This window comes from Actinosynnema sp. NPDC037264 (assembly GCF_055603705.1).
In genome coordinates, this window is record NZ_JBVJVK010000032.1 from 76067 (window position 1) to 102460 (window position 26394).

The 26394-nt window shown below is 71.7% G+C and carries 29 protein-coding genes and 1 pseudogene; 18 read left to right on the top strand and 12 right to left on the bottom strand.

Annotation, left to right across the window (positions count from 1 at the left end; genetic code table 11):
* Positions 1-59 precede the first annotated feature (59 nt).
* From ACZ7GX_RS28880 to ACZ7GX_RS28905, 6 genes are read left to right on the top strand one after another with little or no spacing between them, the layout of a single operon-like run.
* A complete protein-coding gene (locus tag ACZ7GX_RS28880; protein WP_498781148.1) occupies positions 60-281 on the top strand; it encodes an SHOCT domain-containing protein in 222 nt (73 codons plus the stop codon).
* A 16-nt stretch (positions 282-297) separates the two neighbouring features.
* Positions 298-888: a hypothetical protein gene (locus ACZ7GX_RS28885; RefSeq protein ID WP_498781150.1), complete on the top strand. Its 591-nt coding sequence runs from the start codon at positions 298-300 to the stop codon at positions 886-888.
* A complete protein-coding gene (locus ACZ7GX_RS28890) occupies positions 885-1784 on the top strand; it encodes an ABC transporter ATP-binding protein (protein ID WP_498781152.1) in 900 nt (299 codons plus the stop codon). Before ACZ7GX_RS28885 ends, ACZ7GX_RS28890 begins: the two co-directional genes overlap by 4 nt.
* Entirely contained in the window at positions 1774-2574 is an 801-nt protein-coding gene (locus ACZ7GX_RS28895; RefSeq protein ID WP_498781153.1) for an ABC transporter permease subunit, read from the top strand. The genes ACZ7GX_RS28890 and ACZ7GX_RS28895 overlap by 11 nt, the downstream gene beginning before the upstream one ends.
* A gap of 15 nt (positions 2575-2589) precedes the next feature.
* Positions 2590-2865, top strand: a complete 276-nt coding sequence (locus tag ACZ7GX_RS28900) for a DUF4342 domain-containing protein (RefSeq protein ID WP_498781155.1) — start codon at positions 2590-2592, stop codon at positions 2863-2865.
* Complete coding sequence (locus ACZ7GX_RS28905) at positions 2862-3533, top strand: LiaF transmembrane domain-containing protein (RefSeq protein WP_498781157.1); 672 nt, start codon at positions 2862-2864, stop codon at positions 3531-3533. Before ACZ7GX_RS28900 ends, ACZ7GX_RS28905 begins: the two co-directional genes overlap by 4 nt.
* 75 nt (positions 3534-3608) lie before the next feature.
* Here the strand turns inward: ACZ7GX_RS28905 and ppdK are convergent, their stop codons facing one another.
* On the bottom strand, positions 3609-6302 hold the full coding sequence (gene ppdK, locus ACZ7GX_RS28910) for a pyruvate, phosphate dikinase (RefSeq protein WP_498781159.1): 2694 nt from the start codon (positions 6300-6302) through the stop codon (positions 3609-3611).
* Positions 6299-6481 carry a hypothetical protein gene (locus ACZ7GX_RS28915; protein ID WP_498781161.1) on the bottom strand — a complete coding sequence of 61 codons (183 nt, stop codon included), beginning with the start codon at positions 6479-6481 and terminating at the stop codon, positions 6299-6301. Before ACZ7GX_RS28915 ends, ppdK begins: the two co-directional genes overlap by 4 nt.
* Positions 6482-7483: 1002 nt before the next feature.
* Between ACZ7GX_RS28915 and ACZ7GX_RS28920 the strand changes: the two genes are divergently transcribed.
* Together ACZ7GX_RS28920 and ACZ7GX_RS28925 are read left to right on the top strand one after the other, a co-directional pair.
* Entirely contained in the window at positions 7484-7978 is a 495-nt protein-coding gene (locus ACZ7GX_RS28920; RefSeq protein ID WP_498781163.1) for a Gmad2 immunoglobulin-like domain-containing protein, read from the top strand.
* A complete protein-coding gene (locus tag ACZ7GX_RS28925) occupies positions 7947-8144 on the top strand; it encodes a universal stress protein (protein WP_498781164.1) in 198 nt (65 codons plus the stop codon). Before ACZ7GX_RS28920 ends, ACZ7GX_RS28925 begins: the two co-directional genes overlap by 32 nt.
* Before the next feature lie 488 nt (positions 8145-8632).
* Here ACZ7GX_RS28925 and ACZ7GX_RS28930 read toward each other — a convergent pair.
* Positions 8633-9957, bottom strand: a pseudogene (locus tag ACZ7GX_RS28930) (heavy metal translocating P-type ATPase).
* Positions 9958-9999: 42 nt separating this feature from the next.
* Positions 10000-10566 (bottom strand): DUF6069 family protein, encoded by a 567-nt coding sequence (locus tag ACZ7GX_RS28935; protein WP_498781165.1) that lies wholly within the window; start codon positions 10564-10566, stop codon positions 10000-10002.
* Positions 10567-10777: 211 nt separating this feature from the next.
* Between ACZ7GX_RS28935 and ACZ7GX_RS28940 the strand changes: the two genes are divergently transcribed.
* The 5 genes from ACZ7GX_RS28940 to ACZ7GX_RS28960 all read left to right on the top strand — a co-directional run bounded on the left by ACZ7GX_RS28940 (position 10778) and on the right by ACZ7GX_RS28960 (position 12736).
* The gene (locus ACZ7GX_RS28940) at positions 10778-10981 is read left to right on the top strand and encodes a DUF7455 domain-containing protein (RefSeq protein ID WP_498781167.1); all 204 of its coding nucleotides are present in this window, start codon (positions 10778-10780) and stop codon (positions 10979-10981) included.
* Between the two features lie 29 nt (positions 10982-11010).
* A complete protein-coding gene (locus ACZ7GX_RS28945; RefSeq protein WP_498781168.1) occupies positions 11011-11280 on the top strand; it encodes a DUF1876 domain-containing protein in 270 nt (89 codons plus the stop codon).
* A 19-nt stretch (positions 11281-11299) separates the two neighbouring features.
* Positions 11300-11563 (top strand): DUF4342 domain-containing protein, encoded by a 264-nt coding sequence (locus tag ACZ7GX_RS28950; protein ID WP_498781170.1) that lies wholly within the window; start codon positions 11300-11302, stop codon positions 11561-11563.
* Between the two features lie 17 nt (positions 11564-11580).
* Positions 11581-12027, top strand: a complete 447-nt coding sequence (locus ACZ7GX_RS28955; RefSeq protein ID WP_498781172.1) for a hypothetical protein — start codon at positions 11581-11583, stop codon at positions 12025-12027.
* Positions 12028-12145: 118 nt separating this feature from the next.
* On the top strand, positions 12146-12736 hold the full coding sequence (locus ACZ7GX_RS28960) for a hypothetical protein (RefSeq protein WP_498781174.1): 591 nt from the start codon (positions 12146-12148) through the stop codon (positions 12734-12736).
* Between the two features lie 110 nt (positions 12737-12846).
* Here ACZ7GX_RS28960 and ACZ7GX_RS28965 read toward each other — a convergent pair whose 3' ends face one another.
* From ACZ7GX_RS28965 to ACZ7GX_RS28975, 3 genes are read right to left on the bottom strand one after another with little or no spacing between them, the layout of a single operon-like run.
* On the bottom strand, positions 12847-14019 hold the full coding sequence (locus tag ACZ7GX_RS28965) for a cation:proton antiporter (protein ID WP_498781176.1): 1173 nt from the start codon (positions 14017-14019) through the stop codon (positions 12847-12849).
* A gap of 6 nt (positions 14020-14025) precedes the next feature.
* Complete coding sequence (locus ACZ7GX_RS28970) at positions 14026-14505, bottom strand: cation:proton antiporter regulatory subunit (protein ID WP_498781177.1); 480 nt, start codon at positions 14503-14505, stop codon at positions 14026-14028.
* Between the two features lie 4 nt (positions 14506-14509).
* On the bottom strand, positions 14510-15490 hold the full coding sequence (locus ACZ7GX_RS28975) for a PNPOx family protein (protein WP_498781179.1): 981 nt from the start codon (positions 15488-15490) through the stop codon (positions 14510-14512).
* 281 nt (positions 15491-15771) lie between these two features.
* Between ACZ7GX_RS28975 and ACZ7GX_RS28980 the strand changes: the two genes are divergently transcribed.
* Positions 15772-16968: a globin domain-containing protein gene (locus tag ACZ7GX_RS28980; protein WP_498781181.1), complete on the top strand. Its 1197-nt coding sequence runs from the start codon at positions 15772-15774 to the stop codon at positions 16966-16968.
* 88 nt (positions 16969-17056) lie between these two features.
* The gene (locus tag ACZ7GX_RS28985) at positions 17057-17794 is read left to right on the top strand and encodes a DUF6544 family protein (protein ID WP_498781183.1); all 738 of its coding nucleotides are present in this window, start codon (positions 17057-17059) and stop codon (positions 17792-17794) included.
* Positions 17795-17808: 14 nt separating this feature from the next.
* Here the strand turns inward: ACZ7GX_RS28985 and ACZ7GX_RS28990 are convergent, their stop codons facing one another.
* Complete coding sequence (locus tag ACZ7GX_RS28990) at positions 17809-18423, bottom strand: CBS domain-containing protein (RefSeq protein ID WP_498781184.1); 615 nt, start codon at positions 18421-18423, stop codon at positions 17809-17811.
* A 208-nt stretch (positions 18424-18631) separates the two neighbouring features.
* On the bottom strand, positions 18632-19144 hold the full coding sequence (locus ACZ7GX_RS28995; RefSeq protein ID WP_498781186.1) for a flavodoxin family protein: 513 nt from the start codon (positions 19142-19144) through the stop codon (positions 18632-18634).
* Positions 19145-19304: 160 nt separating this feature from the next.
* Here ACZ7GX_RS28995 and ACZ7GX_RS29000 point away from each other — a divergent pair, with 160 nt between their 5' ends.
* From ACZ7GX_RS29000 to pflA, 3 genes are read left to right on the top strand one after another with little or no spacing between them, the layout of a single operon-like run.
* The gene (locus ACZ7GX_RS29000) at positions 19305-20342 is read left to right on the top strand and encodes a zinc-dependent alcohol dehydrogenase family protein (protein ID WP_498781188.1); all 1038 of its coding nucleotides are present in this window, start codon (positions 19305-19307) and stop codon (positions 20340-20342) included.
* Complete coding sequence (gene pflB / locus ACZ7GX_RS29005) at positions 20339-22585, top strand: formate C-acetyltransferase (RefSeq protein ID WP_498781190.1); 2247 nt, start codon at positions 20339-20341, stop codon at positions 22583-22585. The genes ACZ7GX_RS29000 and pflB overlap by 4 nt, the downstream gene beginning before the upstream one ends.
* Positions 22585-23310, top strand: a complete 726-nt coding sequence (gene pflA / locus ACZ7GX_RS29010) for a pyruvate formate-lyase-activating protein (protein ID WP_498781192.1) — start codon at positions 22585-22587, stop codon at positions 23308-23310. The genes pflB and pflA overlap by 1 nt, the downstream gene beginning before the upstream one ends.
* Here pflA and ACZ7GX_RS29015 read toward each other — a convergent pair whose 3' ends face one another.
* Genes ACZ7GX_RS29015 through ACZ7GX_RS29025 form a run of 3 tightly spaced genes read right to left on the bottom strand, consistent with a single transcriptional unit; the run spans position 23311 to position 26231 of the window.
* Positions 23311-24918: a SulP family inorganic anion transporter gene (locus ACZ7GX_RS29015; protein ID WP_498781193.1), complete on the bottom strand. Its 1608-nt coding sequence runs from the start codon at positions 24916-24918 to the stop codon at positions 23311-23313. It lies immediately after the preceding gene.
* Positions 24915-25250, bottom strand: a complete 336-nt coding sequence (locus ACZ7GX_RS29020) for an ArsR/SmtB family transcription factor (RefSeq protein ID WP_498781195.1) — start codon at positions 25248-25250, stop codon at positions 24915-24917. Before ACZ7GX_RS29020 ends, ACZ7GX_RS29015 begins: the two co-directional genes overlap by 4 nt.
* Before the next feature lie 42 nt (positions 25251-25292).
* Positions 25293-26231, bottom strand: a complete 939-nt coding sequence (locus ACZ7GX_RS29025) for an acetate/propionate family kinase (protein WP_498781197.1) — start codon at positions 26229-26231, stop codon at positions 25293-25295.
* Between the last annotated feature and the right edge of the window lie 163 nt (positions 26232-26394).

Genomic DNA, 26394 nt, shown 5'->3' on the forward strand with positions numbered 1-26394 from the left:
TCGACCGCATCCACCGAGGGGTGCCGGGTGAGCTACTGGTGTCGACGAGAGGAGTGGTCATGCACTGGTATCACGGGTATGGCATCGGCTACGGCAGCGTGATGATGGCCCTGATCGGACTCCTGCTGCTCGGTGGTGCGGTCGCGATCACCGTGTTGGCGATGCGCCGCCCGCACGAAGACCAGGGCTCCGCGCTGCGCGTCCTCGAGGCCCGACTGGCCAGGGGCGAGATCGACGCGGACGAGTTCCGGCGCGTGCGCGACCTCTTGCGAAACCCCTGAACCGAGGTGATCCGCCGTGACTTCCACCCTCCCGCGTCCGCTGCTGATCGACCAGCTCGCGCCGCGGCCTGATTTCACCCGGTCCGCGCACGTCGTGGTCGAGGCCGACCCGGTCGCGACCTACGACGCGCTGCGCGAGCTCGACTTCAGTGACCTCCACGGGCCCGTGCTGGACGCGATGACCTGGGCGCGCAGGCTGCCCAACCTGCTCAAGGGGCGTCCCACCTGGCACGCCCGGATGACCTTGGACGACATCCCCGCCGATTCGGGGTGGGTCCGCCTCGCCGAACTGCCGGGCACCGAGATCGTGTTCGGCGCCATCGGCACGTTCTGGCGGCCGTTCGTGCACGTCCGCGATCTCGAAGCGCGCGACTTCCCCGACTTCGTCCGGCCGGGCTACGGCAAGGTCGTCTGCTCCCTGTCGGTCGTCCCCTACGGGCAGCGGCGGACGCTGCTGACCTATGACACGCGGACCACCGCGACCGACCCGCGGTCGTGGGCACGCCTGCGCCGCTACTGGCACCTGGCCGGCCCATTCGTCACGTTGCTGGAACACGCGGTCCTGCGGTCGATCAAGGAACACGCCGAACGAGGTGGCACCCGATGACCGTCGTCGTCCACACCAAACAGCTGAGCAAGGACTACGGCCGTCGGCGGGCGCTGCACCAGCTCGACCTGGACCTGCACGCCGGCGAGGTCTACGGGCTCCTCGGACCGAACGGCGCGGGCAAGACCACCACCATCCGCCTGCTGATGGACCTCATCCGCCCCACGCGGGGCCGGATGGTGCTCTTCGGCGAGGACCTCGCCACCGGCTCGGTCCAGGCGCGTCAGCGCATCGGCTATGTGCCGGGTGACCTGGTGCTCTACGACCGGCTTACCGGCGAGGAGCACCTGCGGCTGTTCGCGGGGCTGCGCGGGCACCCGGACCTGACCGAGGCCCGCGTGCTGGCCAAGCGGCTCGACCTGGACCTGGGCCGCCGCGCGGGCGAGCTGTCCAAGGGCAACCGGCAGAAGCTGGGCATCGTGCAGGCCTTCCTGCACCACCCCGAGCTGGTGATCCTCGACGAGCCCGCAAGCGGTCTGGACCCGGTGGCCCAGCGCGAGTTCCACGCACACCTGCGCGAGTTCGCCGCCGACGGCGGCACCGCCCTGTTCTCCTCGCACGTGCTGTCCGAGGTCGAGCAGGTCGCCGACCGCGTCGGCATCCTGCTCTCGGGGACCCTGGTCGTCGACGCGCGGGTCGACGCGTTGAAGGCCAAGGCGTTGCGTGCCCTGACATTCACCTTCGCCGAGCCGGTGCCGGCCTCGGTGTTCGAAGGCGTCGCCGGCGTGCGCGAGGTGCGTGCCGACGGCATGTCCGTGCACTGCCGGGTCGTGGGCCCGGTCGGCGAACTGGTCCGTGCCGCGGCGTTGTACTCCCTGGTCAACGTGACCAGTCAGGAACCCGACTTGCAGGAGATCTTCCTCGACTACGTGGAGGGCGAGGACCGTGGCCGCTGAGCTGATCGGGAAGACCCTGCGGGACAACCGGGGCAGCGCGCTGGGCTGGGGTGCGGTACTGGTCGCGAGCGTCGGTCTCCAGCTGGCCGTCTACCCGGCGGTCCGCAATGCCCGCGCCGACCTCGACCAACTCCTCGATGCCTACCCCGAGGCGTTCAAGGCGCTGTTCGGCGTGCAGGGCTCGTTCACCAGTGGCGTCGGGTACGTGCAGGCCGAGGTCTTCGGCTTCCTCGCGCCGCTGGTGCTGCTCGGCGTCGTGATCGGCCAAGCCGCCCGCGCCACCGCGGCCGAGGAGCGCGCCGGGACCCTGGACCTGCTCCTGGCCAACCCGGTGTCCCGCACCAGGGTTCTGGCGGACAAAGCACTCGCGATCGTGGTGAGCCTGCTGGCCGTCACGGCGGCGTTGGCCGCCGTGCTCGTCGTCGGTGGCCGGATGGCCGGTCTGGACGTGCCGGTTCCCGGCCTGATGGCCGCGTGCGCCGCTTCGGCGGTCGTCGCGCTGCCGTTCGGGGCGCTCGCCCTGTTGGTGGGTGCGACGACCGGCCGTCCGGGGTGGGCGGTGGCGGTGCCGGTCGGTGTCGCGTTGCCCACGTTCCTGCTTGACGCCTTGTCCGCGCTGAGCGACGACCTGCGGCCGTGGCGAGTGCTCTCGCCCTTCCACCACGCCGGGATCGACGACGCGCTCGCCGGTCACCCGGGTTGGGGCGGGATCGCGGTGCTGCTGCTCGTCACAGCAGTCCTGATGGGCGCGGCAATTGCAGTGTTCCAACGCCACGACGTCACACGATGACAGGAGCAGACGGATATGACCACCACACAACAGGAACGGACCTACACCGCACAGGTCACGGGTCAGGCGATCGTCGACAAGGCGGAGGAACTCGCGCGCGGAGCCGGCGCCCGGTACGTCGTCGTCAAGGACGACGACGGTCATCCGGTGGTGAAGATGCCGGTCATCGCCGGCGTGGTCCTCGGCGCCCTCGCGCCGATCGTGACCGCGGTCGCCGCCATCGCCGCCCTCTCGTGCGGCTGGACCATCACCCTCGAACGGCACCAGGACCGGAAGGTGGCACCATCATGAAGCCCGTGCGGATCTGGATCGGCACCGTGCTCGTCACGCTCGGCGTGCTCGGCGTGCTCGACGCCACGGACGTCCTCGACTTCGGCACCACGTTGGGCGACTGGTGGCCGATCGCCGTCATCGGCGTCGGCCTCACCGCCATGCTCACCCAGAAGCACGTCTCGCTCGGCCCGGCCGCGGTGAGCGCGATCGGGCTCGTGCTCCTGGCCGACCGCCAGGGGTGGACCACCGGCAACCTGCTGTGGCCGGTCCTGCTGCTGCTCGTCGGCGTCGCCGTTCTCGCCGGACTGCGCACCCTCCACACGGCGGACCACCACGACACCGACGACATCGGCGTGCCCGTGGCGCTGTTCGGCGGCACGAAGGTACGCAGCCGCGCCGAGCACCTGACCCGCGCCAGCGTGTCGGCCGTGTTCGGCGGAGCGGTCCTCGACCTCCGCGACGCGCACATCGACGACGAAGCTTCTGTCGACGCCTTCGCGCTGTTCGGCGGCGTGGAGATCCTCGTTCCGAGGGGGTGGCGCGTCTCGATGGGAGGACTGCCGTTCTTCGGCGGCTACGACGACAACACCGAACGCGAGACGGCGAACGCCCTCGACGCGCCCGTGCTCAAGGTCAACGCCACGGCGCTGCTCGGTGGTGTCGAGGTCCGCAACGACCCCAAGTAACCGAAGCACCCCGCGCACGTCCGGGAGACCGTCGACAGGACGTTCTCCGGTGAGCGTCCTGTCGACGGGCCCTTGTTAACGGTTGTCGGTGGTCGCGTCGGCCTCGCCGACCGCGGCACGGCCTGCTTCAAGGCGGGCGACGGGCACCCTGAACGGTGAGCAGGACACGTAGTCGAGGCCGACCTCGTGGAAGAACCGGATGGACGCGGGGTCGCCACCGTGCTCGCCGCACACGCCCAGTGCGAGGTCCGGACGCGCTGCACGGCCCTCCCTCACCGCGATCTGGATCAACCGGCCGACGCCTTCGCGGTCGATCGTCTCGAACGGCGACACGTCGAACACGCCCTCGGCCTCGTACACCGGGAAGAACGAGCCCTCGACGTCGTCGCGGGAGAAGCCCCACACGGTCTGCGTCAGGTCGTTGGTGCCGAAGGAGAAGAACTCGGCGGTCCCGGCGATGCGGCCCGCGGTGACCGCGGCGCGTGGCAGCTCGATCATCGTGCCGATGCGGTACTGGATGCCCACGCCGGACTCGAAGGCGACGTCGGCGACGGTTCGCCGGGCCCGCGCCGCGACCACCTCCAACTCGCGCGAGTCGCCGACCAGCGGGATCATGATCTCCACGTGCGGCTTCCCGCCCGCCCGAATCCGCGACGCCGCGGCTTCGGCGATCGCGCGGACCTGCAGGTCGTAGAGGGCCGGGATGAGCAGCCCGAGCCGCACGCCGCGGGTGCCGAGCATCGGGTTCTGCTCGTGCAGCCGGTCGACCGCGCGCAGCAGGTCCTCCGGTGCGTCCGTCCGGCCGAGCGCCTTGGCGACCGCGACGCGAGCGGTGAGCTCGACGCGGTCGGGCAGGAACTCGTGCAGCGGCGGGTCGAGCAGCCTGATCGTGACCGGCAGGCCGTCCATCTCCTCGAAGATGCGCGTGAAGTCGCCGCGCTGCAACGGGAGCAGCGCGGCGAGCGCCTCGGCACGGGCGTCGTCATCGGCAGCGAGGATCAGTCGTTCGACGAGCACGCGACGGTCGCCGAGGAACATGTGCTCGGTGCGGCACAGCCCGATGCCGGTGGCGCCGAGTCGGCGGGCACGGCGCGCGTCTTCGGGGGTGTCGGCGTTGGCCCGCACCTCCAGCCGGTGCCGGCGGTCGGCGTGGATGATGATCCGGTCCACGGCCCGCAGCAGGTCGTCGCCCCCGGCGGGGCGGCGGCCCTCGAAGTAGTCGGCGACGGGGGACGGGACCACCGGCAGTTCGCCGAGGTACACCGTGCCGGAGGTCCCGTCGACCGAGATCACGTCGCCTTCCGCGACCACCGTGCCGTCGGCGGTGGTGAAGCGGCGGGCCTCGGCGTCGATGGTCAGCGACTCCGCGCCGCACACGCAGGTCCGGCCGAGACCTCTGGCGACGACCGCGGCGTGCGAGGTCTTGCCGCCTCGGCTGGTGAGCACCCCTCGGGCGTGGATCATCCCGTCGAGGTCGTCGGGGTTGGTCTCGCGGCGCACGAGGATCACCGCCGCGCCCTCCTCGCCCCGGCGGACCGCGGTCGCGGAGTCGAACACCACCTCGCCGACCGCCGCGCCGGGCGACGCGGCGATACCGGTGGCCAGCGGTGCCCGGTCGGTGTCGCCGAAGCGCGGGAACATCAGCTGGGCCAACTGCGCGCCGGTCACCCGCCGCAGCGCCTCGTCGTCGTCGATCAAGCCCTCCTCGCGCAACGCGTCGGCGATGCGGAACGCGGCGGCCGCGGTGCGCTTGCCCACGCGGGTCTGCAGCATCCACAACTTGCCGCGCTCGATGGTGAACTCGATGTCGCACAGGTCGCGGTAGTGCTCCTCCAACGTCGCCATGATCCCCATCAGCTGCTCGTGACCCCTCGGTTGCAGGTCGGCGAGGCGGTGCAGCGGCAGCGTGTTGCGGATGCCGGCCACGACGTCCTCGCCCTGGGCGTTGGGCAGGTAGTCACCGTAGACGCCGGGCGCACCCGTGGCCGGGTCGCGCGTGAACGCGACACCGGTGCCCGAGTCGTCACCCAGGTTGCCGAACACCATCGCGCACACGTTGACCGCCGTGCCCAGGTCCTCCGGGATGTGCTCGGCGTGCCGGTAGACCTGGGCGCGCTCGGTGCGCCACGACGCGAAGACCGACGCGATCGCCATGTCCAACTGCTCACGCGGGTCCTGCGGGAACTCCCGGCCGGTGTGCTCGCGGACGATGTCCTTGAACGTCGCGGTCAGCGCGCGCAGGTCGGCGGTGTCCAGGCCGAGATCGCCGGTGACGCCCTTGGCCCGCTTGGCCGCCCGCAGGGCAGCGGCGAAGTGCTCCCCGTCGACACCCAGCACCGTCGTGCCGAACATCTGCACCAGCCGGCGGTAGGAGTCCCACGCGAGCCGCTCGTCCCCCGCCCACGCGGCCAGCCCGGCCACCGAGTCGTCGGTCAACCCGATGTCCAGGACCGTGTCCATCATGCCGGGCATCGAGAACCGGGCGCCGGAGCGGACCGCGACCAGCAGCGGCTCGTCGACCTGCCCCAGCTTGCGGCCCATCGCCCGCTCCAGCGCGTGCAGGTGCTCGTCCACCTCCGCGGCCAGCCCTTCCGGCACCGCACCGGTGGCCAGGTAGGCGCGGCAGGCTTCGGTGGTGATCGTGAACCCGGGCGGCACGGGGAGCCCCATCACGGTCATCTCCGCGAGGTTGGCGCCCTTTCCGCCGAGCAGGTCCGCCATGAACCGGTTGCCCTCGGCGAAGTCGTACACGTACTTGGGCATCGTCATCGCTCCTCTTTCAGTCGCTTCTGAACAGGTGCCTGGACGGCACGGCGGAAGCCGGGAGGCTCACTCGGACCGGCACGCGCACGGGGTGGTCCCTGCTCACGCCGCTTCAGGACGTTGATCGACGCCGCCTCCGGCAACAGCCCGAAGATCGCGATGCCGCAGACGATCAAACCGCTCATGACGGCACTCCATCCGGTCCCATCCCGCCCTCTCACGATGCACCGGCCGCATCGGCCACGCCGCTGCCGAAGGTCCCCGGTCGACGCTCCGAACGTCCCTGGCCACCACGGGGCGCATCGGACACCGCCCGACACCGGGACACGCACTTCCCACCGCGGCCTCCGACCTCGGGCAACGGCGGTGCGCCGGCCGATGCCGGAATCGGCTCAACGTCGCGGTGGTCCGCCTCGACGCACGGGTATCGACTCGTCCCGCAACTGCGTCCGATATTCCCGGTAGGTAGTCCACAGCTCGCGAGCGGACGGTCGCCGCTTGCAGCCGTTCCGTCTCGCGGCGCCGTTGCCCGCCGGTCCGGCAGTCCCGACCCGAGGACGCCCTCGGACGACGAATCCGGAGGGCACCATGGACGTGACGGCACAACGAAGTCCGACTCGCCGCGCCTTTCACCGGTGCGGCAACCGGCTGCCCACACGCCGGCGTCGTCCCGGAAGGGGCCGGCCCCCTTCGACGCGGACCTCTAACCGCCAACGCCGGCACCGGCGCCGTGTGGATCCCAGGGTCGGGAGTCCCGGCCCGACGGTGCCCCTCGCCGTCCGCTGGTGTGCCGGACCACGCGACGTGTTCGCGACCCGCCGCTCGACCGGATCCGGACGCGGGCCGACGAAGCGGTGGACCACCTGCGCACGGGGACGGGTTCGTCGAGCCGCACCGCCTGCTCCTCGACCACCCATCGGCAATGCGACGGGCGCGGCGGCGACTTCGCCCCTCTCGCCCCGTGCGCGTGCGGCCCGCTGCCGGATTCATCGGTCGATCGGTCCTTCGGGGCGGGTTCCCCGCCATCCCGGGACTTTCTGCCCTGGAGGCGTGCCGCAGCGCGTCCGAGACTGGTCGGAGGAGTCGTTGAAGGCTCGTGGTCATCGGCTTCGAGCCGCGACCGAGGCGGTCGCGTTCCGCGGTGATCCCGCCATCGCCACGGGAATGTCCACAAGAGAGGTGTGACCATGTCGATCGACGTGCAACAACCGAAGGCCTACGACCTGGTGGGCGACGTGATCCAACTCGCCGGGGTGGCCGGCGGCGCGTTCGAGGCCAACTTCAACTACCGCGTGCACGAGGGCCACGACGAGGTGGTCGGGTACTTCATGGCCGGTGACGGCACCGGCGGACACGGCCAGTTCCAGGTCGCCGCGGACGTGACCGGGGCGGCGTTCACCCTGAACCGGGTATTCATCGAGGTCTACCACACCTCCCCCAAAGACGGTGAGGAACTCGACAAGGTGATCGTCCCCGTGGTCCTCGGCTCCAAGATCGTCCCCGGCTACCACTCCTACCTCGAGCACGTCGTCTCGGCGGGCGAGACGCTGTGGGCGATCGCCACCCGCTACTACGGCTCCGGCAACCTCTACTACCGACTGGTAGCCGCCAACCCGCTCACCATCACCAACCCCAACGTCATCAACCCCGGTGACGTCATCCGCGTGCCACAGGGCACCTGACCCACGGTGCGGACCGGACGACTCGACGGCGTCGTCACCACTGGTCGTCGGTTGTCGCGGTCGGAGCTCGCTCACCGGCTACGCCCTCGGCTCCGCCAGCCGCGCCGTCATCCACCAAGCGCCGTGCCCGGTTCTGGTGGTGCGCGGAAAGGAGGACGAGCGGTGACAGGATGTCGGCGGTCCGCGCCGACACGTCCGGTGAGACCCGGTTGCACTTGTCCGTCGCGTTGATCGACGTGGACAACACGGTTCGACAGCGTGAAACCAACCGCCGAGCACCGACCGTCACACGACGGCGCCGCCGTGCGGTACGCCAGAGTCGTGGATCCGGCACGACACAGGGACTCGGGATCACCCCCGACCCCTGCGACGGCCGATCCTTCTCACGGGCCACCGCCCGGACCACCCTGGTGGCGCACGCGGTGCCGCGGCCTCGCGGTCGTCAGGGCCCACGGCGGCACCGTCACGGCTGCGTCGGGAGCGGCCGGGGGAAGCACCTGCACCATCCGTCTGCCGACCCCGGACGGGCGTCCGCCGGCCACCCGACGTTCGGGAGGCCCATCGGGCTGACGACTGTGTGGCTCAGGCAGCGCCGAGCGGCCCGAGCGATCGCGTTATCCGGGCGGCCGAGCGGCTGGGGTGATGGTGGTGCCCTCAGCTCCGGGGCGTCGGCTCATGCGCCGAGGCGAGCGTGAAGTAGGCCTCTTCTTCCTGGGCGAAGTGCAGCGTCAGCACGGCGTCCAGTCCGTAGAGGGTGGCGCGGACGTCGTCGACCTGCTCCGGCTCGATACCGTCGGGTGATTCGCGCAGGTGCCTATCCAGCCTGCGGCCCAGGCGCTCGATCTCGGCGTGGCCGCGGCTCATCGTCACCGTGCTCTCCGGCCCGCTCAGGAGCCCGACCAACGCGGGGTACAGCTCGGTCTCCTCCGCTCGTTCGTGCGGCAGGATCCGCTCGGCGAGCAGGTGGTGCGCCCGGCGGATGGCGGCGTCGGCGTCCGGGCAGGCTCCGTCCGAGAGTGCGTCGGCGGCCTGCCGGACGGCGTTGCGCGCGGCGAGCAGCTCCCCGTGCTCGTGCGCGAACCGGTGCAGCAGCCGGTCGGCCTCGTCGGTGACGTGGCGTCGGACAGGGCTGCGCAGGGCGCGCAGCGCGTTGAGGATCACCGCCACGTCGATAGCAGCGGGCACGGCGTCGCGGTGACCAGCACCGCCACCGCACGTCCCGGGTCCCCGGTCACCGCCCACGCGACCGCGGCGAGCAACAAGGCCGCGGGCAGGAACCACACCGCGATCCGATCCGCCAGCCTCGCCACGGGGGCACTGCCCGCGGCAGCCTCACGGGCCAACCGCACCACACCGGCGTACGTGCTGTCCTCGGCCGTGGCCGACGCGGTCAGGTCCGCAGCGGCCCCCGCGTTCACAACACCGCTGCGCACCGAGTCCTCACGGACACGCGCAACGGGCGCGGCCTCCCCGGTGAGCGCCGACTCGTCGAACACACCGCCGTCGAGCAGCACGCCGTCGACCGGCACGATCCCACCGGAAAGCACCACGACACGATCGTCACGCCGGACGTCACCGATCACCACCGTGTCCACCCGGTCGCCCCGTCGCACGTGCGCGCGGTTCGGCGCCCGTTCGAGCAGGGCGGAGAGGTCGCGTCGCGCGCGGCGGCGCGCCGCGCTCTCCAGCACTCGTCCCGTGGCCACCATCACGGCGATGATCGCCCCCGCAAGGAACTCACCCACGGCCAGCGTGCCGCCGAGAGCGAGGACGGCGAGCAGGTCGGCGCCCCACCGACCGGCACGCAGGTCCGCCACGACCCAGGCGATCGCCGGGACCAACGCCACACCGGCCGCGGCCGCCCACAACACATCCGCCGGAACCGACCCGGACAACCGGGCGATCCCGCCACCGACGAGCAGCGCACTCACCGCGATCAACAGCAGCAGCTCGCGCGAGAGCGCACGGAACCGTCGCATCAGGACTCACCGACCTCGTCTACTGGACGCGTCCGGTACGGCTCACGCGTTCCACCGTCGGCGGGCGCTGCCCACGACACCGGACAGCAGCGCCGTGATCGAGAAGCCGATCGCGGCGTTGAGCACGGCCGTGAACACACGGCTCTCGGTGGCCACGTCGAGGCTCAGCGGCAGCACCACCGCGATCGCGGTCAACAGCACCATGATCCAGGTGAAGAACCGGACCGCACGAGGGGTGGTCGTCAGCAGCAACTGCACCAGGCCGGTGGCCGCGAACGCGCACACCGCCGAGACAAGCGCGTAGGTCAAGGTGTTGGCGTTGCCCCAGGCGCCCTCGCCCTTCGGTGCGAGCACCGCGATGTCGAGCAACCCGCGGGCCACGAGGATCCCGACGACCGCCAGCAGTCCGGCGACCAGCGCGGTCGCGGCTCCACCGGTCCACAGCCGTCCCGTGTGGAACCCGTCGAGCGGACGCTCTCCGGCCGGCGTGTCGGACCGGACCGTCGGGAACGCCAAGGTCTCCGGAGGATCGGCCTCCGGGGGCCACGAGACCACGAAGTCCTTCGGTTGGTCCGTGCGTGTGCCGTGGTCGTTCATGCGACTGGTCATGGCGGTTCCTCCTCCGGGTGGACGTGACGCTTCGAACACCTGCCCGTGCGCTTCCACCTTCGCCTTCCGGAACCGCGAACCCCAGGGTCGGAGGTCCTCACGGGCCAAGTCCCGGCACTCGGCGCGGATCCCGGCCTGCGCGGGTCGAAGGTCCCTGTACCGCCGCACCGCCCGGGAGAAGGCTGGAAAGCACAAAGGAGAGAGGGACGCCATGACCGCCGCGCTCGACACCATCACGACCAGCCTCAACCCCGTCGCGGACCGGTGTGACCGGTGTGGTGCGCGTGGACGGGTGCGCATTGTGCTGAGGGACGGGCAGTTGACGTTCTGCGACCACCACGAACGCCGCCACCGAGCCGCGCTCGAGCGCGTCGCCGTGCGGATCGAGCACCACGTCGAACCCCGCGACCGCTGACCACGGACACGAGAGTGAAGGAGGACCCGATGCGAGAGACCAAGCAGTGGCGCGTCAACGTCACCATCGACGAGCACGACGACAAGACCAGGGCGAAGGCGCGCCTGCACACACGCGACGACACCCACCTGGTCGGTGTCGGCACGGCAAGGCTGAACCCGGCCGACACCGACATCCCCGAGATCGGCGACGAACTCGCCACCGCGAGGGCGCTGTCCGACCTCGCCCACCAACTCCTCGACGCCGCGACGTCCGACATCGAGGGTGTCACCCACGAGCCGGCGCACCTGACCAGGTGACCGGGAACGGAGGTTCGACATGACCGAGCAGTTGGAAACCCCGCGGACCACGCGCCTGCGCGGGCAAGCACTCGTCGAGAAGGTCAAGGAACTGCTCCACGAGGGCAACGTCCGGCGTCTGGTCATCAAGGACGACAAGGGCCACACCGTGATGGAGATCCCTGTGACGGCAGGCGTCGTGGCGGCGGTCGTGGCCCCCGTCGTGACCGCCGTCGCGGCGATCGCGGCCCTGGCGAGCGAGTGGTCGATCGACGTCGAGCGGCACGAACCACCGCGGACCTGACCGGTCAGGAGGAGACGATGACGAGCACATCGATCCGACCGATCGTCACGACTGGACCACGTGCCGGCTATCTGGTCGGCACCGTGGTCAACGTGATCCTGCTGGTCCTGGTCAACGTGTCACCGGGGTGGGGTGCCGTTCCGTTCCTCACCGAGGACGCGGTCGACGTGGTGGTGTGGGTCGACGTCGGGCTGGTGCTCGGCATCGTCGTCAACACGCTCTGCGCGCTGTTCCCCCGACGCCGGCTGGTGCTGCTCGGCGACGTGCTGACGACGACGGCGACGCTGGCCGCGCTGACATCGATGTCGGCGGTGTGGCCGTTCCGGTTCGACGACGCGGAAATCCCGTGGACGACGATCACACGCACGACGCTGACCATCGTGCTCGTCGCCGTGTCGATCGCCCTCCTGGTCCAGCTCGTCAAGCTCCTGCACGCCCTGGTCGCACCGGACGTCGACCCGTGACGACCACGAGCCTCACGTGGTGCCGGACGTCCCAGTCGATCAGGGACCTTCGCCCGCGTCGCACGACCGTCGGCGGCGCGAAGCTCATGGCGAAGACGAGAGCAAGAGGAGAGAAGCCATGACAGCGCTCAGCCACTCCGGTGCCACGACAAAGGCCACGGCCCGTACGACCGCGACGACGGCGGTCCGCGCCGACGCCGGGGGCATCGCGCTCGCGGTCCTGAGGATCACGACCGGGTTCGTGTTCCTCTGGGCGTTCTTCGACAAGCTGTTCGGCCTCGGTTACGCCACGAAGGCCGCCAACGCGTGGATCAACGGCGGGTCGCCCACCAAGGGCTTCCTCAGCCGGGTCGCGGTCGGACCGTTCGAGTCCACCTTCCACGCCGTGGCAGGCGCCTGGTGGGCCGACTGGCTGTTCATGCTCGGCCTTCTCGCCATCGGCGTCGCGGTGGTGGCGGGCATCGGCCTGCGCCTCGCCGCCACCGCCGGAACCCTCATGATGCTGCTCATGTGGGCCGCCGAATGGCCACTCGCCCAATTCACGTCGGCCGGCGAACCCAGCATGTCCACCAACCCCGTCATCGACTACCACATCATCTACGCCGTCGCCCTGATCGCGGTCGCCTTCGCCGGCGCGGGCGCCACCTGGGGCCTCGGCCGCTGGTGGGCGACCCTGCCTGTGGTCCGCGACCACGCCTGGCTGCGATGACGACCACTGGAGCGGGCGGGCCTCGACGGCTCGCCCGCTCTGGCACGTCCGGGTGAGAAAGCGCGGGATCGTGACGGTCCCCCGGCCCGCGCCGGTGGGTCTGCCCGACCTCACATCGGGGTCCGCCGGAACCCTCTCCGGGGTGGGCCTGCGGTCGGTGAGCCGGCCCAGCGGGTGATCAGCGGTCCGGTGGTGGCCAGGACGAGCACGTAGGCGGTGACCAGCGGCCCCAGTTCGGGTTGGACGGCACCGACCAGGCCCACGATGACGATGGAGAACTCGCCGCGGGCGATCAGCGCGGTGCCCGCACGCAGTCGGCCCCGGCGGGCGGCTCCGTCGCGGCGGGCGGCGTACCAGCCGGTGGCGACCTTGCCCGCGGCGCCGACCACGGCCAGCGCCAGCGCCGTCGGGAGGCTGGGCAGCAGGTCGGCGAGGCTGACGGCCAGGCCGATGGACAGGAAGAACGCCGCGGCGAACAGGTCGCGCAGCGGTCCCAGCACCTGGCGGGCACGTTCAGCGGCCTCGCCGGTGAGGGTGAGGCCGACGAGGAAGGCGCCCACGGCGGCGGAGACGTTGACGTACTCGGCCAGGGCGGCCACGACGAGGGTCGTGCCGAGCACCCGGAGCATGAGCTGCTCGGCGTCGGGGTGGGCCAGCCACCGGTTGACGTGGTGGCCGAAGCGGTGGGCCAGCACGAACGCGACGGCGACGGCCGCCACCGCGACCAGGACGCCCAGCGTCGCCTGCCACCACGTGCCGCCCGCCACCAGCACGGCCAGCACGGGCAGGTAGACGGCCATGGCGAAGTCCTCCATGACCAGCACCGCCAGCACGGCCGGTGTCTCCCGGTTGCCCAGCCGGCGCAGGTCGCCCAGCAGGCGGGCGATGATGCCCGAGGACGACACCCACGTCGCACCGGCCAGCGCGACGATGCCGACGGCGTCGAAGCCGAGCAGCCACCCCGCGCCCGCGCCGGGCCCCGCGCCCAGCACCAGGTCCACCGCGGCGGAGGGCACGTGGCGGCGCAGGCTGTGGGTGAACTCGGCGGTGGAGAACTCCAGTCCCAGCGTGAGCAGCAGCAGCACGACACCGATCGAGGCGCCGGCTTCGACGAACCCGCCGGCCGCGGGCACCGGAGCGACGCCGCCCTCGCCGAGCGCCAGGCCCGCCACCAGGTACAGCGGGATCGGCGGAAGACCGAACCGGCGGGCGGCCGTGCCGAGCGCGCTGAGGACCACCAGGATGACGCCCAGCTCCAGCAGCAGGGCCAGTGACGTGTGCACCCGTGCTCAGCCCTCGACGATCCGGCGCACGCCCTCGATGCCCTCGACCGTGCCGATCACCACCAGCACGTCACCCGCGCGAATGACCTCCGTCGGCATGGGCGAGGCGACGACGTCCTCGCCGCGGACGACCGCGACCACCGACGCGCCCGTGCGGGTGCGCGCCCGCATCGCGCCCAGCGGGTGGTCGACGTGCGGTGACCCGGCCGGCACGTCCACGCGGCCCGACACCAGTCCGGGGACCTCCCTGGACAGGTCGGCGAACCGCTCGGCGATGCGCGGGGCACCGAGGATCTCGGCGACCGTGTCCGCCTCCTGCCGGGTGAGCCGGAACAGCGGCCGGCCCTCGTCGGGGTCCTCGGGCGGGTAGGCGACCAGCTCGAAGTCGCCGTCCCGGCGGGCGATCACGCCGATCCGGTCCCCGTCGGCGTTGGTGAACTCGTAGCGCAGCCCCACACCGGGCAACAGCACCTCGTTGACGTCCATCGGATCATGATGACGCGGGAAGCAGGCGTCGCAGGACGTAGCCGGTGACGGCGGTGGTGGTGGCGGCCATCAGCAGGCCGCCCACGACTCCGATGGCCACGGTGACCGCGAGGGCCTGCCCGGGCTGCCACAGCGGCATGGTGAACCCGAGGAAGACCGCCAGCCCGAGCAGCCAGGCGACCGCCGTGGTGACGATCCAACGGCCCGCCCGCGGCACGTGCCCGCGCAGGACCAGCCACTGCGCCGCGCCGATCGACCCGAGCAGCACGCACCCGAGCGCGGCGGACGCCACGACCAACGGCACCGGGTGCCACGTCGCCATCCCCGCAGCCCAGGTGGAGGGCGCGAGGCCCGCCGAGTACGCCACGACGGCCGCTCCCGAGGTCGCTGCCACCCAGCGCGAGCGGGACACCCCCAGCAGTGCCCGCCGCAGCACGGTGGCCTGACCCCATCCGAGCACCGCCCCCTCGACCGCGCCCGCGGCCAGAAGCGCCGGGACGACCAGCGCGGCTGCCTTGTCCGCGGTGAGCGCACCGACACCCGCAGGCACCGCGAACCCGAGGAACTCCGCGAAGGTGACGAGCGGGAACCAGGTGCGGAACAGCGCCCGTCCGCGCAACGGCGGACCGCCGGCGGGCAGGCCGGTGATCGCCACGACCTGGACGTCGTCGGTGGTCCGGGGGAAGACTCGGCGGTAGACCTCCAGCGCTGCCGTGCGTTCCGAGGCGCCGAGCACCACGCCCGACGCGGTGACCCACCGACCGCCCGACCGCACCTCGACGGGCGCAGCCGCGCGGAAGTGGCGCCACCACCGCTTGCCCGACGCCCGACCCGCGACCACCACCAGCCGGTCGCCGTCGCGGACGTACTGCACCGGCAGTTCGACGGTGGCACCACCGCCCGCGCGATACCGCAACCCGCACACCTTGCCGTCCAGCGCACGGCGTCCCACCGTGCCGAGCAGGCGCAGCACCACCCGGTTCACCAGGGGCGCACGCCGACCCTCGGGCGTGTGATGGCTTCCCGACACGAGCACCATGCCCCCCAGTCCACCTCGCGGGTGGGCGGTGGAACAGGGTCGACGGACCCGCTGCGGCCGGGACGTCGGGCACGGCTCCGAGGTGCCCGATGTGCCCGCGCACCACCCGGAGGAGCGGCAGAGGCCAAAGTCCCGACCGAGGTGGCCCCATGATCCCTGGCCGCCGAGGCGGGCGTTGTCCAGTGTTGTGGCCGAGACCCCCCTCCCCCACCCTGAGGAGACAACCCGTGCTGTCCGCTGCTTCCGCCGAGGTGGTGCGCGCCACGCTGCCCGCCGTGCGCGAGCACGCCGTGCAGATCACCGGCGTGTTCTACCCGTCGATGTTCGCCGCCCACCCCGAGCTGCTCGACCTGTTCAACCAGGGCAACCAGGCCAACGGGCAACAGCGCGTCGCGCTGGCCTCCGCCGTCGTGGCCTTCGCCGAGCACCTGCTCGACCCCGCCGCCCCGCCCTTCGCCCCGATCGCCGAGCGCATTGCGCACAAGCACGTGTCGCTGGGCATCCGCGCCGAGCAGTACCCGATCGTCGGCCGCCACCTCATGGCCGCCGTGGGCACGGTCCTCGGCGACGCCGTCACCGCCGAGGTCGCCTCCGCGTGGGACGAGGTCTACTGGCTGCTCGCGTGCGAGCTGATCGCCGCCGAGGCACGGCTGTACGAGCGCGGCGGCGTCGACCCCGTGGCGCTCTGGCGCCGATGGCGGGTGGCCAAGCGCCAGGACGAGGCCGTCGACGCGGTGTCGTTCACGCTCGTGCCCGACGACGGCGGCCCGGTGCCCGACTTCGCGCCCGGCCAGTACGTCTCCGTCGCCGTCGACCTGCCCGACGGGCGACGCCAGCCCCGGCAGTACTCCCTGTCGCAGGGCCCGGCGCGCGGCTCCTTGAGGATTACCGTGCGCCGCGTGCGCGCTCTCGGCGACGCCCCGGACGGCGCGGTGTCCAACCACCTGCACGACCACGTCCACACCGACGACACCCTGCTGGTCGGCCCACCGGCAGGCGAGAACACCCTCGCCGCCGGCACCGGACCGGTGCTGCTGGTCAGCGGCGGCATCGGCATCACCCCCACCGCGGCGATGCTCGACCACATCTCCCGCACCGACCCCACCCGACAGGTGGTGGTCGCGCACGCCGAGCGCTCCCCCGACCGGCACGCCCTGCGCGTCGAGGTCGACCACCTCGCCACCGGCCTGACCGACGCCGACGTGCTCACCTGGTACGAGACCGGCGAGGACGGACTGCCCGGCCTGATCGACGTCGACGCCCTCCCGCTGCCCGACGACGTCACCGCGCACCTGTGCGGCCCGCTGCCGTTCATGCGTCACGTGCGGGACGGCCTGCTGCGCCGGGGCGTGCCCGCCGACCGCATCCACCACGAGGTGTTCGGACCGGGCATGGTCGACGGCACGAGCGGCTCACCGGCATGACGCGGCCGGAAGTCCTCTCCCGACGGTTGCCTTCGGCCCTGCCGCCCGCCCAGGGGTTCGAGCAGGCTCAGACGTGGAGGTGCCACTCATGACGAGCACGATTCACGCCGGTCCGATCACCGCGGGCGACCTCGCCCACCTGCCCGAGCCGGCACAGCGCTACCTGAGGTTCGCCCTCGTGCCGGGACGTCCGGCCGACGTGTCGTTCCACGCCACCGCGCACGGCTTCTTCCGGACCCGCCCGGACCAGCGCTGGGTCGCCTGCACCAGCGAGCAGCACAACGACGCCACCAGCCTGACCCGCGACTTCCGCCTGCGCCTCAGGCTCGCGCACCTCATCCCGGTGCGGGCGCAGGACGTCTACGAGCACGGACACGGCCGGATGCACGCCACCGCCCTGGGCCTGTTTCCCGTCGCCGACGGCGAGGGCCGCGAGTTCGACCTCGGCGAGCTGGTCACCTTCCTCGACGACGCCGTCCTGCTGGCCCCGTCGATGCTGCTGCGCCTTCCCGTCGAGTGGACTCCGATCGACGAGCACACCTTCGGCCTCACCCTCACCGACCACGACAACACCGTCACCGCACAGGTCACCGTGGACGACCGAGGCGCACCACACGAGTTCAGCACCGACGACCGCTGGGCGGACCTGCCCGAGGGCCTGGTCAAGACCCGCTGGTCCACCCCCGTCGACGGCTGGTGCCTGGTCGCGGGCCGCATGCGCCCCCGTCGCGGCACCGCCGTCTGGCACCTGCCCGACGGACCCTTCGCCTACGCCCAGTTCGACTACACGAACGCGGACATCACCTACAGCACAGTGCCCGACTGACACGCCAGTGCACCTCACGCGGTGCCGTCGGGCTCGGCCACCTCCACGCCGACCACCCCCGGCACCGCACCGGCCACCACGGTGGCGACGTGCCGCTCCCCGTCGTTCGCACCTTCACCCGCAAGAGTGACCACCCCATGGGTGACGGAGATCCGCCACGGCACGCGCCCCGCCGCGACGGCCAGCTGGTGCCGCACGTCGGTCGCGATCACGTCGTCGTCCCGCGCGATCATGCGCAACAGGTCGCGCCTGCTGACCACGCCGACGAGGACGCCGTTTCGCACGACAGGGACGACGCGCAGGTGCTTGTCCAGCATGAGCCTGCTCAACTCGGACACGTGCGTGCGCGGGTCGACCGCGACCACGTCGGTCGTCATGACCTCCGCGACGGTCGTCGACGCCGGCGCGAGCGGCTCGGGCGGCTGTCCGTGCACGAATGTCCGCGGGTCGGGGAGGACGCGGTTGCGCAGCAGATCCGCCTCGGCGACCACGCCCACCAGGCGGTCGCCGCCCTCGACCACCGGCAGCGTGGTGAAACCGTGCTCCACCAGCAGTCGCGCCGCGTCCTTGGCGGCCATCCCCGGCCGCACGGTCACCACGGCGTGTGTCATCAGGTCCTGGGCCTTCATCGCAATCTTCCCCTGATCCGGTGATTTCCGTCGACAGCGCCTTCCGGTGGGCGGCCACTCCTTGCCGGCGGGTCCTCACCAGCGCCTACCCGGCACACCGGACCGGAAACCACGCGCGGCGGACCACGGACCGTTCACCGTCCGCAGCGGTGTGGCTGGTGCTCTGCCGTCCTGTCGGTCGTGAGCGCACCCCGCACGACCAGGCGGGTCACGTCCGGCTGGTGGCGCGGATGGTCCGGGCCCAGGCCGTCGCACGCTCGATCTCGCCCTCCAGCAAGGGGCCCGGGGTGCCTCCGACGTAGAACGACACCGGCGCGCCCGCGAGGGTGAAGCGCAGTCGCCGCAGGCGCTTGGTGATCGCCTTGGCGGCCGAGCCCGGCAGCCATCCCACCTTGACCTTGGTATCGAACGCGATGGCGCTCACAGTGCGGTCGACGGGCGCGAGCGCGTCGAGCCACTCGCGCACGCCGCGTCCACGCGACACCAGTCCACCGGTCGCCTGGTCGGCGGCGGACTTGCGGGTGGAAACCCGGCTCAGGCTGAACGCGTGCGTCGGCGCGCCGACCACGAGTAGGTCGACGCCCTCGGGCAGCACGTCCGGCGCCGCGGCGACCTCCACGACGTCGACCTGCCTGCCTTCCGCCAAGGCCGCACCCACCGCCTCGGCGACCGCCCTGGTGTTGCCGAACATGGATTCGAAGACCACGAGTGCCCGTGCCATCGCCGGTACCACCTTTCTCTGCTTCGTCGTCTCACCACGCTGCCCCTCCCGCGGACCGGCCGACAGCGGCCAACTGCCCTGTCCTGCCGGGACCTCGGGCTCTGCCTCCCGAACCGGCCCGGGTGGACGCTCGGAGTGGACGGAATTCGAGGAGGAGACGATGAAGGCACTCGTTTATCACGGTCCGGGCCGACGGGCGTGGGAGGACGTGCCCGACCCGGAGCTGGTCGACCCGACCGACGCGATCGTCCGGATCACCGCGGCCACGATCTGCGGCACGGACCTGCACATCCTCAAGGGCGACGTGCCCGAGGTGGAGCCTGGTCGGATCCTGGGCCACGAAGGTGTCGGCGTGGTCGAGCGGGTCGGCGCGGCGGTCACCGGGATCAAGCCGGGTGACCGGGTGCTGCTGTCGTGCATCAGCGCGTGCGGTCGGTGCTCGTACTGCCGGACCGGTGTGTACGGGCAGTGCCTGGGCGGGGGCGGCTGGGTGCTGGGCCACACGGTGGACGGCACGCACGCGCAGTACGTGCGGGTGCCGTTCGCGGACACCTCGACCTACCTGCTGCCCGACGGCGTCTCCGACGCCGCCGCGGTCATGCTGTCGGACATCCTGCCCACCGCGTACGAGGTCGGCGTGCTCAACGGCAAGGTAGAGCCGGGCCGGACGATCGTCGTCGTGGGCGCCGGACCGATCGGTCTGGCCGCGATCGAGACCGCCCGCCTTTACAGCCCCGGCCACGTCGTGGCGGTGGACGTGGCCGAGTCGCGCCTGGAGGCGGCCAAGCAGTTCGGTGCGGACCTGACCGTCAACGCGGCCGACGATGTCGAGCGGGTGGTGGCCGAGCTGACCGGCGGCATGGGCGCGGACCTCGCGATCGAGGCGGTGGGCGTGCCGGAGACCTTCGAGCTGTGCACGCGGCTGATCCGCCCCGGCGGCCGGGTCGCGAACGTCGGCGTGCACGGCAAGCCCGCCACGCTGCACCTGGAGCAGCTGTGGATCCGCAACGTCACCATCACCACCGGCCTGGTCGACACCGTGACCACACCCACGCTGCTCACGATGCTGGCGAACGGCCGGCTCGACGCCGAGCGGTTCGCCACGCACCACTTCGCGCTGGACGAGATGGACCTCGCCTACGACGTGTTCGCGCGGGCCGGCGAGACCGGCGCGCTGAAGGTGGTGCTGACCCGATGACCGCCGTGGAGGAACGGCTGGACGCGTGGACCGGGTTCCGCGGCGTGGACTGGCGGCACGACATCGACGTGCGCGGGTTCGTCCAGGACAACTACACCCCCTACGAGGGCGACGACGCGTTCCTGGCCGGGCCGACCGAGCGGACGACGGGCCTGTGGCGGGACCTGTCCGGGCTGTTCGCCGAGGAACGCCGGCGCGGCATCCTGGACGTGGACGTGCACACCCCGTCCACCATCACCTCCCACCGGCCGGGCTACCTGGACCGCGCACAGGAGCTGATCGTCGGGTTGCAGACCGACGCGCCGCTCAAACGGGCCATCATGCCCAACGGCGGCCTGCGCATGGTGGAGGCGAGTCTGGAGGCCTACGGCTACGAGCTCGACCCGGCCGTTCGCGAGGTGTTCACCAAGTACCGCAAGACGCACAACGACGGCGTGTTCGACGCCTACACCGACGAGATCAAGCGCGCCCGCCGCGCCGGGGTGATCACCGGCCTGCCCGACTCCTACGGACGTGGGCGGATCATCGGCGACTACCGGCGGGTCGCGCTGTACGGCGTGGACCGGCTGATCGACGCCAAGCGGGCCGAACGGGCCGCGATCGACGACGTCCCGTCCACCGAGGAGATCATCCGGGACCGCGAGGAGCTGGCCGAGCAGATCCGGGCGCTCGACGAGCTGAAGCAGATGGCGCTGTCCTACGGCGACGACATCTCCCGGCCGGCGACCACGGCCCGTGAAGCCGTGCAGTGGTTGTACTACGCCTACCTGGCGGCGGTGAAGGAGCAGAACGGCGCGGCGATGTCGCTGGGCCGCACCTCGACGTTCCTGGACGTCTACCTCCAGCGCGACCTCGACGCCGGTCGGTTGACCGAGTCGCAGGCGCAGGAACTGGTCGACGACCTGGTGATCAAGCTGCGGATCGTGCGGTTCCTGCGCACCCCGGCCTACGACGAGCTGTTCTCCGGCGACCCCACCTGGGTCACCGAGAGCATCGGCGGCATCGGCGAGGACGGCCGTCCACTCGTGACCAGGACGAGCTTCCGGTTCCTGCAGACGCTCTACAACCTGGGCCCGGCGCCGGAGCCGAACCTGACCGTGCTGTGGTCGCCCGCGCTGCCGGAGGGCTTCAAGCGGTTCTGCGCGAAGGTCTCGGTGAACACCAGCTCGATCCAGTACGAGAACGACGAGCTGATCCGGCCCCGCTTCGGCGACGACACCGCGATCGCCTGCTGCGTGTCGGCCATGAAGGTCGGCAAGCAGGTGCAGTTCTTCGGCGCGCGGGTCAACCTGGCCAAGGCCCTGCTGTACGCGATCAACGGCGGCCGCGACGAGATGACCGGCGAACAGGTCGCACCGCACCGTCCTCCGCTCGCGCGCGAGTACCTCGACTATGACGAGGTCCGCGCCGCGTTCGACCGGATGCTCGACTGGCTGGCCCGCACCTACGTGGACGCGCTCAACATCATCCACTACATGCACGACAAGTACGCCTACGAACGCATCGAGATGGCACTGCACGACCACCCCGCCCAACGGCTGCTCGGCTGCGGCATCGCCGGTCTGTCGGTCGTCGCGGACAGCCTCTCCGCGATCAAGCACGCACGCGTCAAGGTGATCCGCGACGACACGGGTCTGGCCGTCGACTTCGCGGTGGAGGGCGACTTCCCCCGCTACGGCAACAACGACGACCGCGCCGACACCATCGCCGTCGGACTGGTCGAGGACTTCATGGCCCTGGTGCGCCGCTACCCGACCTACCGGCACGCCGTGCACACCCAGTCGGTGCTCACCATCACCTCCAACATCGTCTACGGCCGCCACACCGGCAACACCCCGGACGGCAGGCGCGGGGGCGTACCGTTCGCACCCGGTGCCAACCCGTCCAACGGCCAGGACCGCCACGGCCTGGTCGCCGCGGCCCTGTCGGTCGCCAAGCTGCCCTACGACGAAGCGCTCGACGGCATCTCGCTCACCGCCGGCATCACACCGAACGGGCTGGGCCGCGACACCGAAGAGCGGGTGACCAACCTCGTCGGCGTGCTCGACGCCTACACCGACGCCGGCGGCTTCCACCTCAACGCCAACGTGCTCAACCGCGAGGTGCTGCTCGACGCCATGGCACACCCCGACAAGTACCCGCAGCTCACCATCCGCGTGTCCGGCTACGCGGTCAACTTCGTACGCCTGACACCCGAACAACAACGCGACGTGGTCAACCGCACGTTCCACGGAGGACTGTGATGACCACCGGGGCCGTCCACTCCTGGGACCTCGCCACGGCCGTGGACGGCCCCGGCACCCGGTTCGTCGTGTTCACCGCCGGGTGCCCGCTGCGCTGCCTGTACTGCCACAACCCGGAGACCCGGTTCACGCGGTACGGCCGGCGCGTCACGGTGAACGACGTCATTGCCGAGATCGCGAAGTACCGCCGGTTCATCGAAGTCGCCGGAGGCGGCGTGACCGTCAGCGGCGGTGAACCACTGCTCCAGCCCGAGTTCACCGCCGAACTGCTGCACGCCGTCAAGGACCTGGGCCTGCACACCGCCCTGGACACCTCCGGCTTCCTCGGCGACCGCGCCACCGACCAACTGCTCGCCGACACCGACCTGGTACTGCTCGACATCAAGTCGTGGGACCCGACCACCTACCGCCACGTCACCGGCGGCGAGGTCCAACCCACGCTGCGGTTCGCCCGCCGCCTCGCCGACCTGGGCAAACCGATGTGGATCCGGTTCGTCCTGGTACCAGGGCAGACCGACGACCCCGACAACGTCGACGGCATCGCCTCGTTCGTCGCCACGCTGCCGTCGGTCGAGCGGGTCGACGTGCTGCCGTTCCACAAAATGGGCGCACCCAAGTACGAAGCCATCGGCCTGCCGTTCCCACTCGCCGACACCCCCACGCCCGACGCGGAACTGGTCGAGCGGGTGCGCGGCCAGTTCGCGGCGCACGGCCTGCGGGCCTGATCAAGGCAGCAGGTCCCGTTTCCTCAGCAAGGTTCGGGCGTGGTCGATGGCGTCGGGCGTGTGGTCGAACACGGGCAGGTCCGTCGTGCCCAGTGCGCGGCGGTGCTCGTCCCGCACGCCGGAGAGCAGGACGGTGATGCCGCGGTGTTCCAGGCGCCGCACGGCGTCGCGCAACACCTGCACGCCGGTGGCGTCGACGGCGGACAGCCGCGACATCCGCAGGATCACCACCGCGACGGGCGTGACCTCGGTCAGCTCCAGCAGGAACCGGTGGGCGGCGGCGAACAGCAGCGGGCCGTCCAGCCGGTAGGCGACGATGTGCTGGGCCAGCAGGGCGCGTTCCTCCTCGCGGTGGTCACCCGGTTCCAGCGGCACCTCCTCCAGGCGCGCGGTCCGCGACACCGCGCGCAGGGCGAACACGCCGGCCAGCACGAGACCGACGATGACGGCGGTGACGAGGTCCAGGGCGAGCGTCGCCACGGCGGTCAGCCCGAGCACGGCGGCGTCGGGCCGACCGGCCCGGGCCAGGGCGCGCACCGAGCCGACCTCGACCATCCGGACGGCCGTGGCCAGCAGCACGCCGGCGAGCACGGCGAGCGGGACGCCGGCCACCCACGGCGCGGCGACCAGCACGATCAGCAGGAGCACGACGGCGTGGGTGAGGGCGGCGAGCCGGGAGGTCGCGCCGGAGCGGACGTTGACCGCCGTGCGCGCGATGGCCGCCGTGGCGGGCACACCGCCGAACAACGGCGCCACCAGGTTCGCCAAGCCCTGGCCGAACAGCTCCCGGTCCGGGTCGTGCCGCTGGTTGACGCTCATCCCGTCGGCGACCGCGGCCGACAGCAGGCTCTCCAACGCGGCGAGCGCGGCCACCGCCACCGCCGACGGCAACAGCGACCACAGCGCGCCGAGGTCCAGGAACCCCAACGACGCTGCGGGCAGCACCCTCGGCAGCGCCCCGATCGTGGCAACGGGCAGCGCGGCCCACTGCGCGACGACCGTCGCCACCACGACGGCGGGCAACGAGAACGGCACGCCGGGACGCCACCGGGCGCCGATCAGCATCACCGACGCCACCCCGGCCGCCAGGGCGACGGCCTCCCAGCGCGGTGCCGCGACGAAGTCCCCGACAGCCGCCACGGCGGCGAGCACCACGTGGTCCTCGCCGGGTGCGGACACCCCCAGGGCTGCGGGCACCTGCTGCAACGCGATCACCGCCGCGATGCCGATCGTGAAACCCTCCACCACCGGCACGGGCACGTACCGCATGTAACGGCCCGCACGCGCGACCGCGAGCAGCACCAGCAAGATCCCGGCCAGCAGCCCCACCGTGAGCACGCCGTCCACGCCGTAGCGCGCGACGATCGGCACCAGCACCACCGTCATCGCACCGGTGGGTCCGGACACCTGGAGGCTGGAACCACCGAACACCGCCGCCAGCGCCCCCGCCACCACGGCCGTGACCAGGCCGGACGCCGCCCCCAGCCCGGAAGCGACACCGAACCCGAGGGCCAGCGGGAGGGCCACGATCGCCACCGTCACCCCCGCCACGAGGTCTCTTCGCGTCGCGCCGGCCCAGTCCGCTCTGGCCGGCAGGAACGTCGTCACGCCCGCTCCTCCTCGCGCAGCATCTCCAGCAGCTCGTTCTGGCCGGTCAGCAGACCGGTGAGCACCTTGCGCGCGACGCGGAGCAGTTCGGCCACGTCGTCGCCGGTCAGCGCGTAGACCACGGTCGTGCCGTCGCGGGTCGCCGTGACGATCCCCGAACGGCGCAGCACCGCCAGCTGGGCCGAGAGGCTGGACGCCTCGATGCCGATGTCGGCAAGCAGGTCGCGCACCGGCTTCGGGCCGTCCTGGAGCAGCTCGAGCACCCTGATGCGCGCCGGATGCCCCAGCATGCGGAAGAACTCGGCCTTGGCCTGGTACAGCGGGAGTGGCACGACGGCCTCCGACAAGTTGCAAAGTTGAAAACTTCTTCAACTCTACAACACGGTGTCGGCGGCCAACGTGGTCCGCGTGCCGGCCGCGATCTCGACGTCCTCCCGGGCGGTGACGACCCAGACCGGCGTCCGGGACGTCTTCGCGCCGATTCCGGCATCGCCCGAAGCCGCGGCGTTGGCCTCGCGATCGAGGGTGAGACCCAGGAACGCCAAGCCGTCCACCACTCGGGCTCGCACTTGGTCGTCGTGCTCGCCGATGCCTCCGGTGAAGACCAGCAGGTCCAGTCCGCCCATCGACGCGGCCATGGCGGCGATGCCCTGGCGCAGGCGGTGGGTGAACACGTCCAGGGCCAGCGCGGCGTCGGCGGAACCGGCCGCGAGCGCAGCGTGGACATCGCGCAGGTCGGCGTGTCCGGACAGACCCGCCAGGCCGGAGTGGTGCGCGAGGCCGTCGGCGAGTTCGTCGGTGGTGAGGCGGTCGAGCAGGTGCAGCAGCAGGCCGGGGTCGAGGTCGCCACTGCGGGTGGCCATGGGCAGACCGGCCAGTGGGGTGAAGCCCATCGTGGTGTCGACCGAGCGGCCGTCGTGGACGGCGGACAGCGAGCAGCCCGCGCCGAGGTGGCAGGTCACGACGCGGGTGCCGCCGCCCGCCAGCTCGACCGCGCGGCGGGAAGCGTATGCGTGCGAGAGGCCGTGGAAGCCGTAGCGGTGCAGGTCCCAGCGGTCGCGCCAGGCGGCCGGCAACGGGTAGGTGGACGCGGCGGCGGGCAGGGTGCGGTGGAACGCGGTGTCGAAGCACGCCACGTGCGGCACGGCCGGGAACAGCACCTGGGCGGCGTCTATGCCGGCCAGGGCCCTCGGCTGGTGCAGCGGCGCCAGGTCGGTCAAGGCGGCGATCTCGCGGCGGACGTCGGCGGTGATGAGGGTCGGGCTGGTGAACCCGGTGCCGCCGTGCACGACGCGGTGGCCCACGGCGTGCACGGGCGGCAGGCGCAGGTCGAGGCCGGGGCTGCCGTCCCAGCGTTCGACGTGGTGGGGGGGGGGGGGGGGGGGGGGGGGGGGGGGGGGGGGGGGGGGGAGGGGAGGGGGGGGGGGGGGGGGGAGAGGAAGAAGAGACCAGCAACATCAGCGAACAAATCGCCCA

What these genes read in the sequence shown, in the direction of transcription:
- pflA (WP_498781192.1), top strand. Translation starts at nt 22,585, where the DNA reads ATGACCACCGGGGCCGTCCACTCCTGGGACCTCGCCACGGCCGTGGAC.
- ACZ7GX_RS28945 (WP_498781168.1), top strand. Translation starts at nt 11,011, where the DNA reads ATGCGAGAGACCAAGCAGTGGCGCGTCAACGTCACCATCGACGAGCAC.
- ACZ7GX_RS28990 (WP_498781184.1), bottom strand. Translation starts at nt 18,423, where the DNA reads ATGAAGGCCCAGGACCTGATGACACACGCCGTGGTGACCGTGCGGCCG.
- ACZ7GX_RS28915 (WP_498781161.1), bottom strand. Translation starts at nt 6,481, where the DNA reads ATGAGCGGTTTGATCGTCTGCGGCATCGCGATCTTCGGGCTGTTGCCG.
- pflB (WP_498781190.1), top strand. Translation starts at nt 20,339, where the DNA reads ATGACCGCCGTGGAGGAACGGCTGGACGCGTGGACCGGGTTCCGCGGC.
- ACZ7GX_RS28920 (WP_498781163.1), top strand. Translation starts at nt 7,484, where the DNA reads ATGTCGATCGACGTGCAACAACCGAAGGCCTACGACCTGGTGGGCGAC.
- ACZ7GX_RS28880 (WP_498781148.1), top strand. Translation starts at nt 60, where the DNA reads ATGCACTGGTATCACGGGTATGGCATCGGCTACGGCAGCGTGATGATG.
- ACZ7GX_RS28960 (WP_498781174.1), top strand. Translation starts at nt 12,146, where the DNA reads ATGACAGCGCTCAGCCACTCCGGTGCCACGACAAAGGCCACGGCCCGT.
- ACZ7GX_RS28970 (WP_498781177.1), bottom strand. Translation starts at nt 14,505, where the DNA reads ATGGACGTCAACGAGGTGCTGTTGCCCGGTGTGGGGCTGCGCTACGAG.
- ACZ7GX_RS28995 (WP_498781186.1), bottom strand. Translation starts at nt 19,144, where the DNA reads ATGGCACGGGCACTCGTGGTCTTCGAATCCATGTTCGGCAACACCAGG.
- ACZ7GX_RS28905 (WP_498781157.1), top strand. Translation starts at nt 2,862, where the DNA reads ATGAAGCCCGTGCGGATCTGGATCGGCACCGTGCTCGTCACGCTCGGC.
- ACZ7GX_RS29000 (WP_498781188.1), top strand. Translation starts at nt 19,305, where the DNA reads ATGAAGGCACTCGTTTATCACGGTCCGGGCCGACGGGCGTGGGAGGAC.
- ACZ7GX_RS28955 (WP_498781172.1), top strand. Translation starts at nt 11,581, where the DNA reads ATGACGAGCACATCGATCCGACCGATCGTCACGACTGGACCACGTGCC.
- ACZ7GX_RS28950 (WP_498781170.1), top strand. Translation starts at nt 11,300, where the DNA reads ATGACCGAGCAGTTGGAAACCCCGCGGACCACGCGCCTGCGCGGGCAA.
- ACZ7GX_RS28935 (WP_498781165.1), bottom strand. Translation starts at nt 10,566, where the DNA reads ATGACCAGTCGCATGAACGACCACGGCACACGCACGGACCAACCGAAG.
- ACZ7GX_RS28940 (WP_498781167.1), top strand. Translation starts at nt 10,778, where the DNA reads ATGACCGCCGCGCTCGACACCATCACGACCAGCCTCAACCCCGTCGCG.
- ACZ7GX_RS28900 (WP_498781155.1), top strand. Translation starts at nt 2,590, where the DNA reads ATGACCACCACACAACAGGAACGGACCTACACCGCACAGGTCACGGGT.
- ppdK (WP_498781159.1), bottom strand. Translation starts at nt 6,302, where the DNA reads ATGACGATGCCCAAGTACGTGTACGACTTCGCCGAGGGCAACCGGTTC.
- ACZ7GX_RS28890 (WP_498781152.1), top strand. Translation starts at nt 885, where the DNA reads ATGACCGTCGTCGTCCACACCAAACAGCTGAGCAAGGACTACGGCCGT.
- ACZ7GX_RS28985 (WP_498781183.1), top strand. Translation starts at nt 17,057, where the DNA reads ATGACGAGCACGATTCACGCCGGTCCGATCACCGCGGGCGACCTCGCC.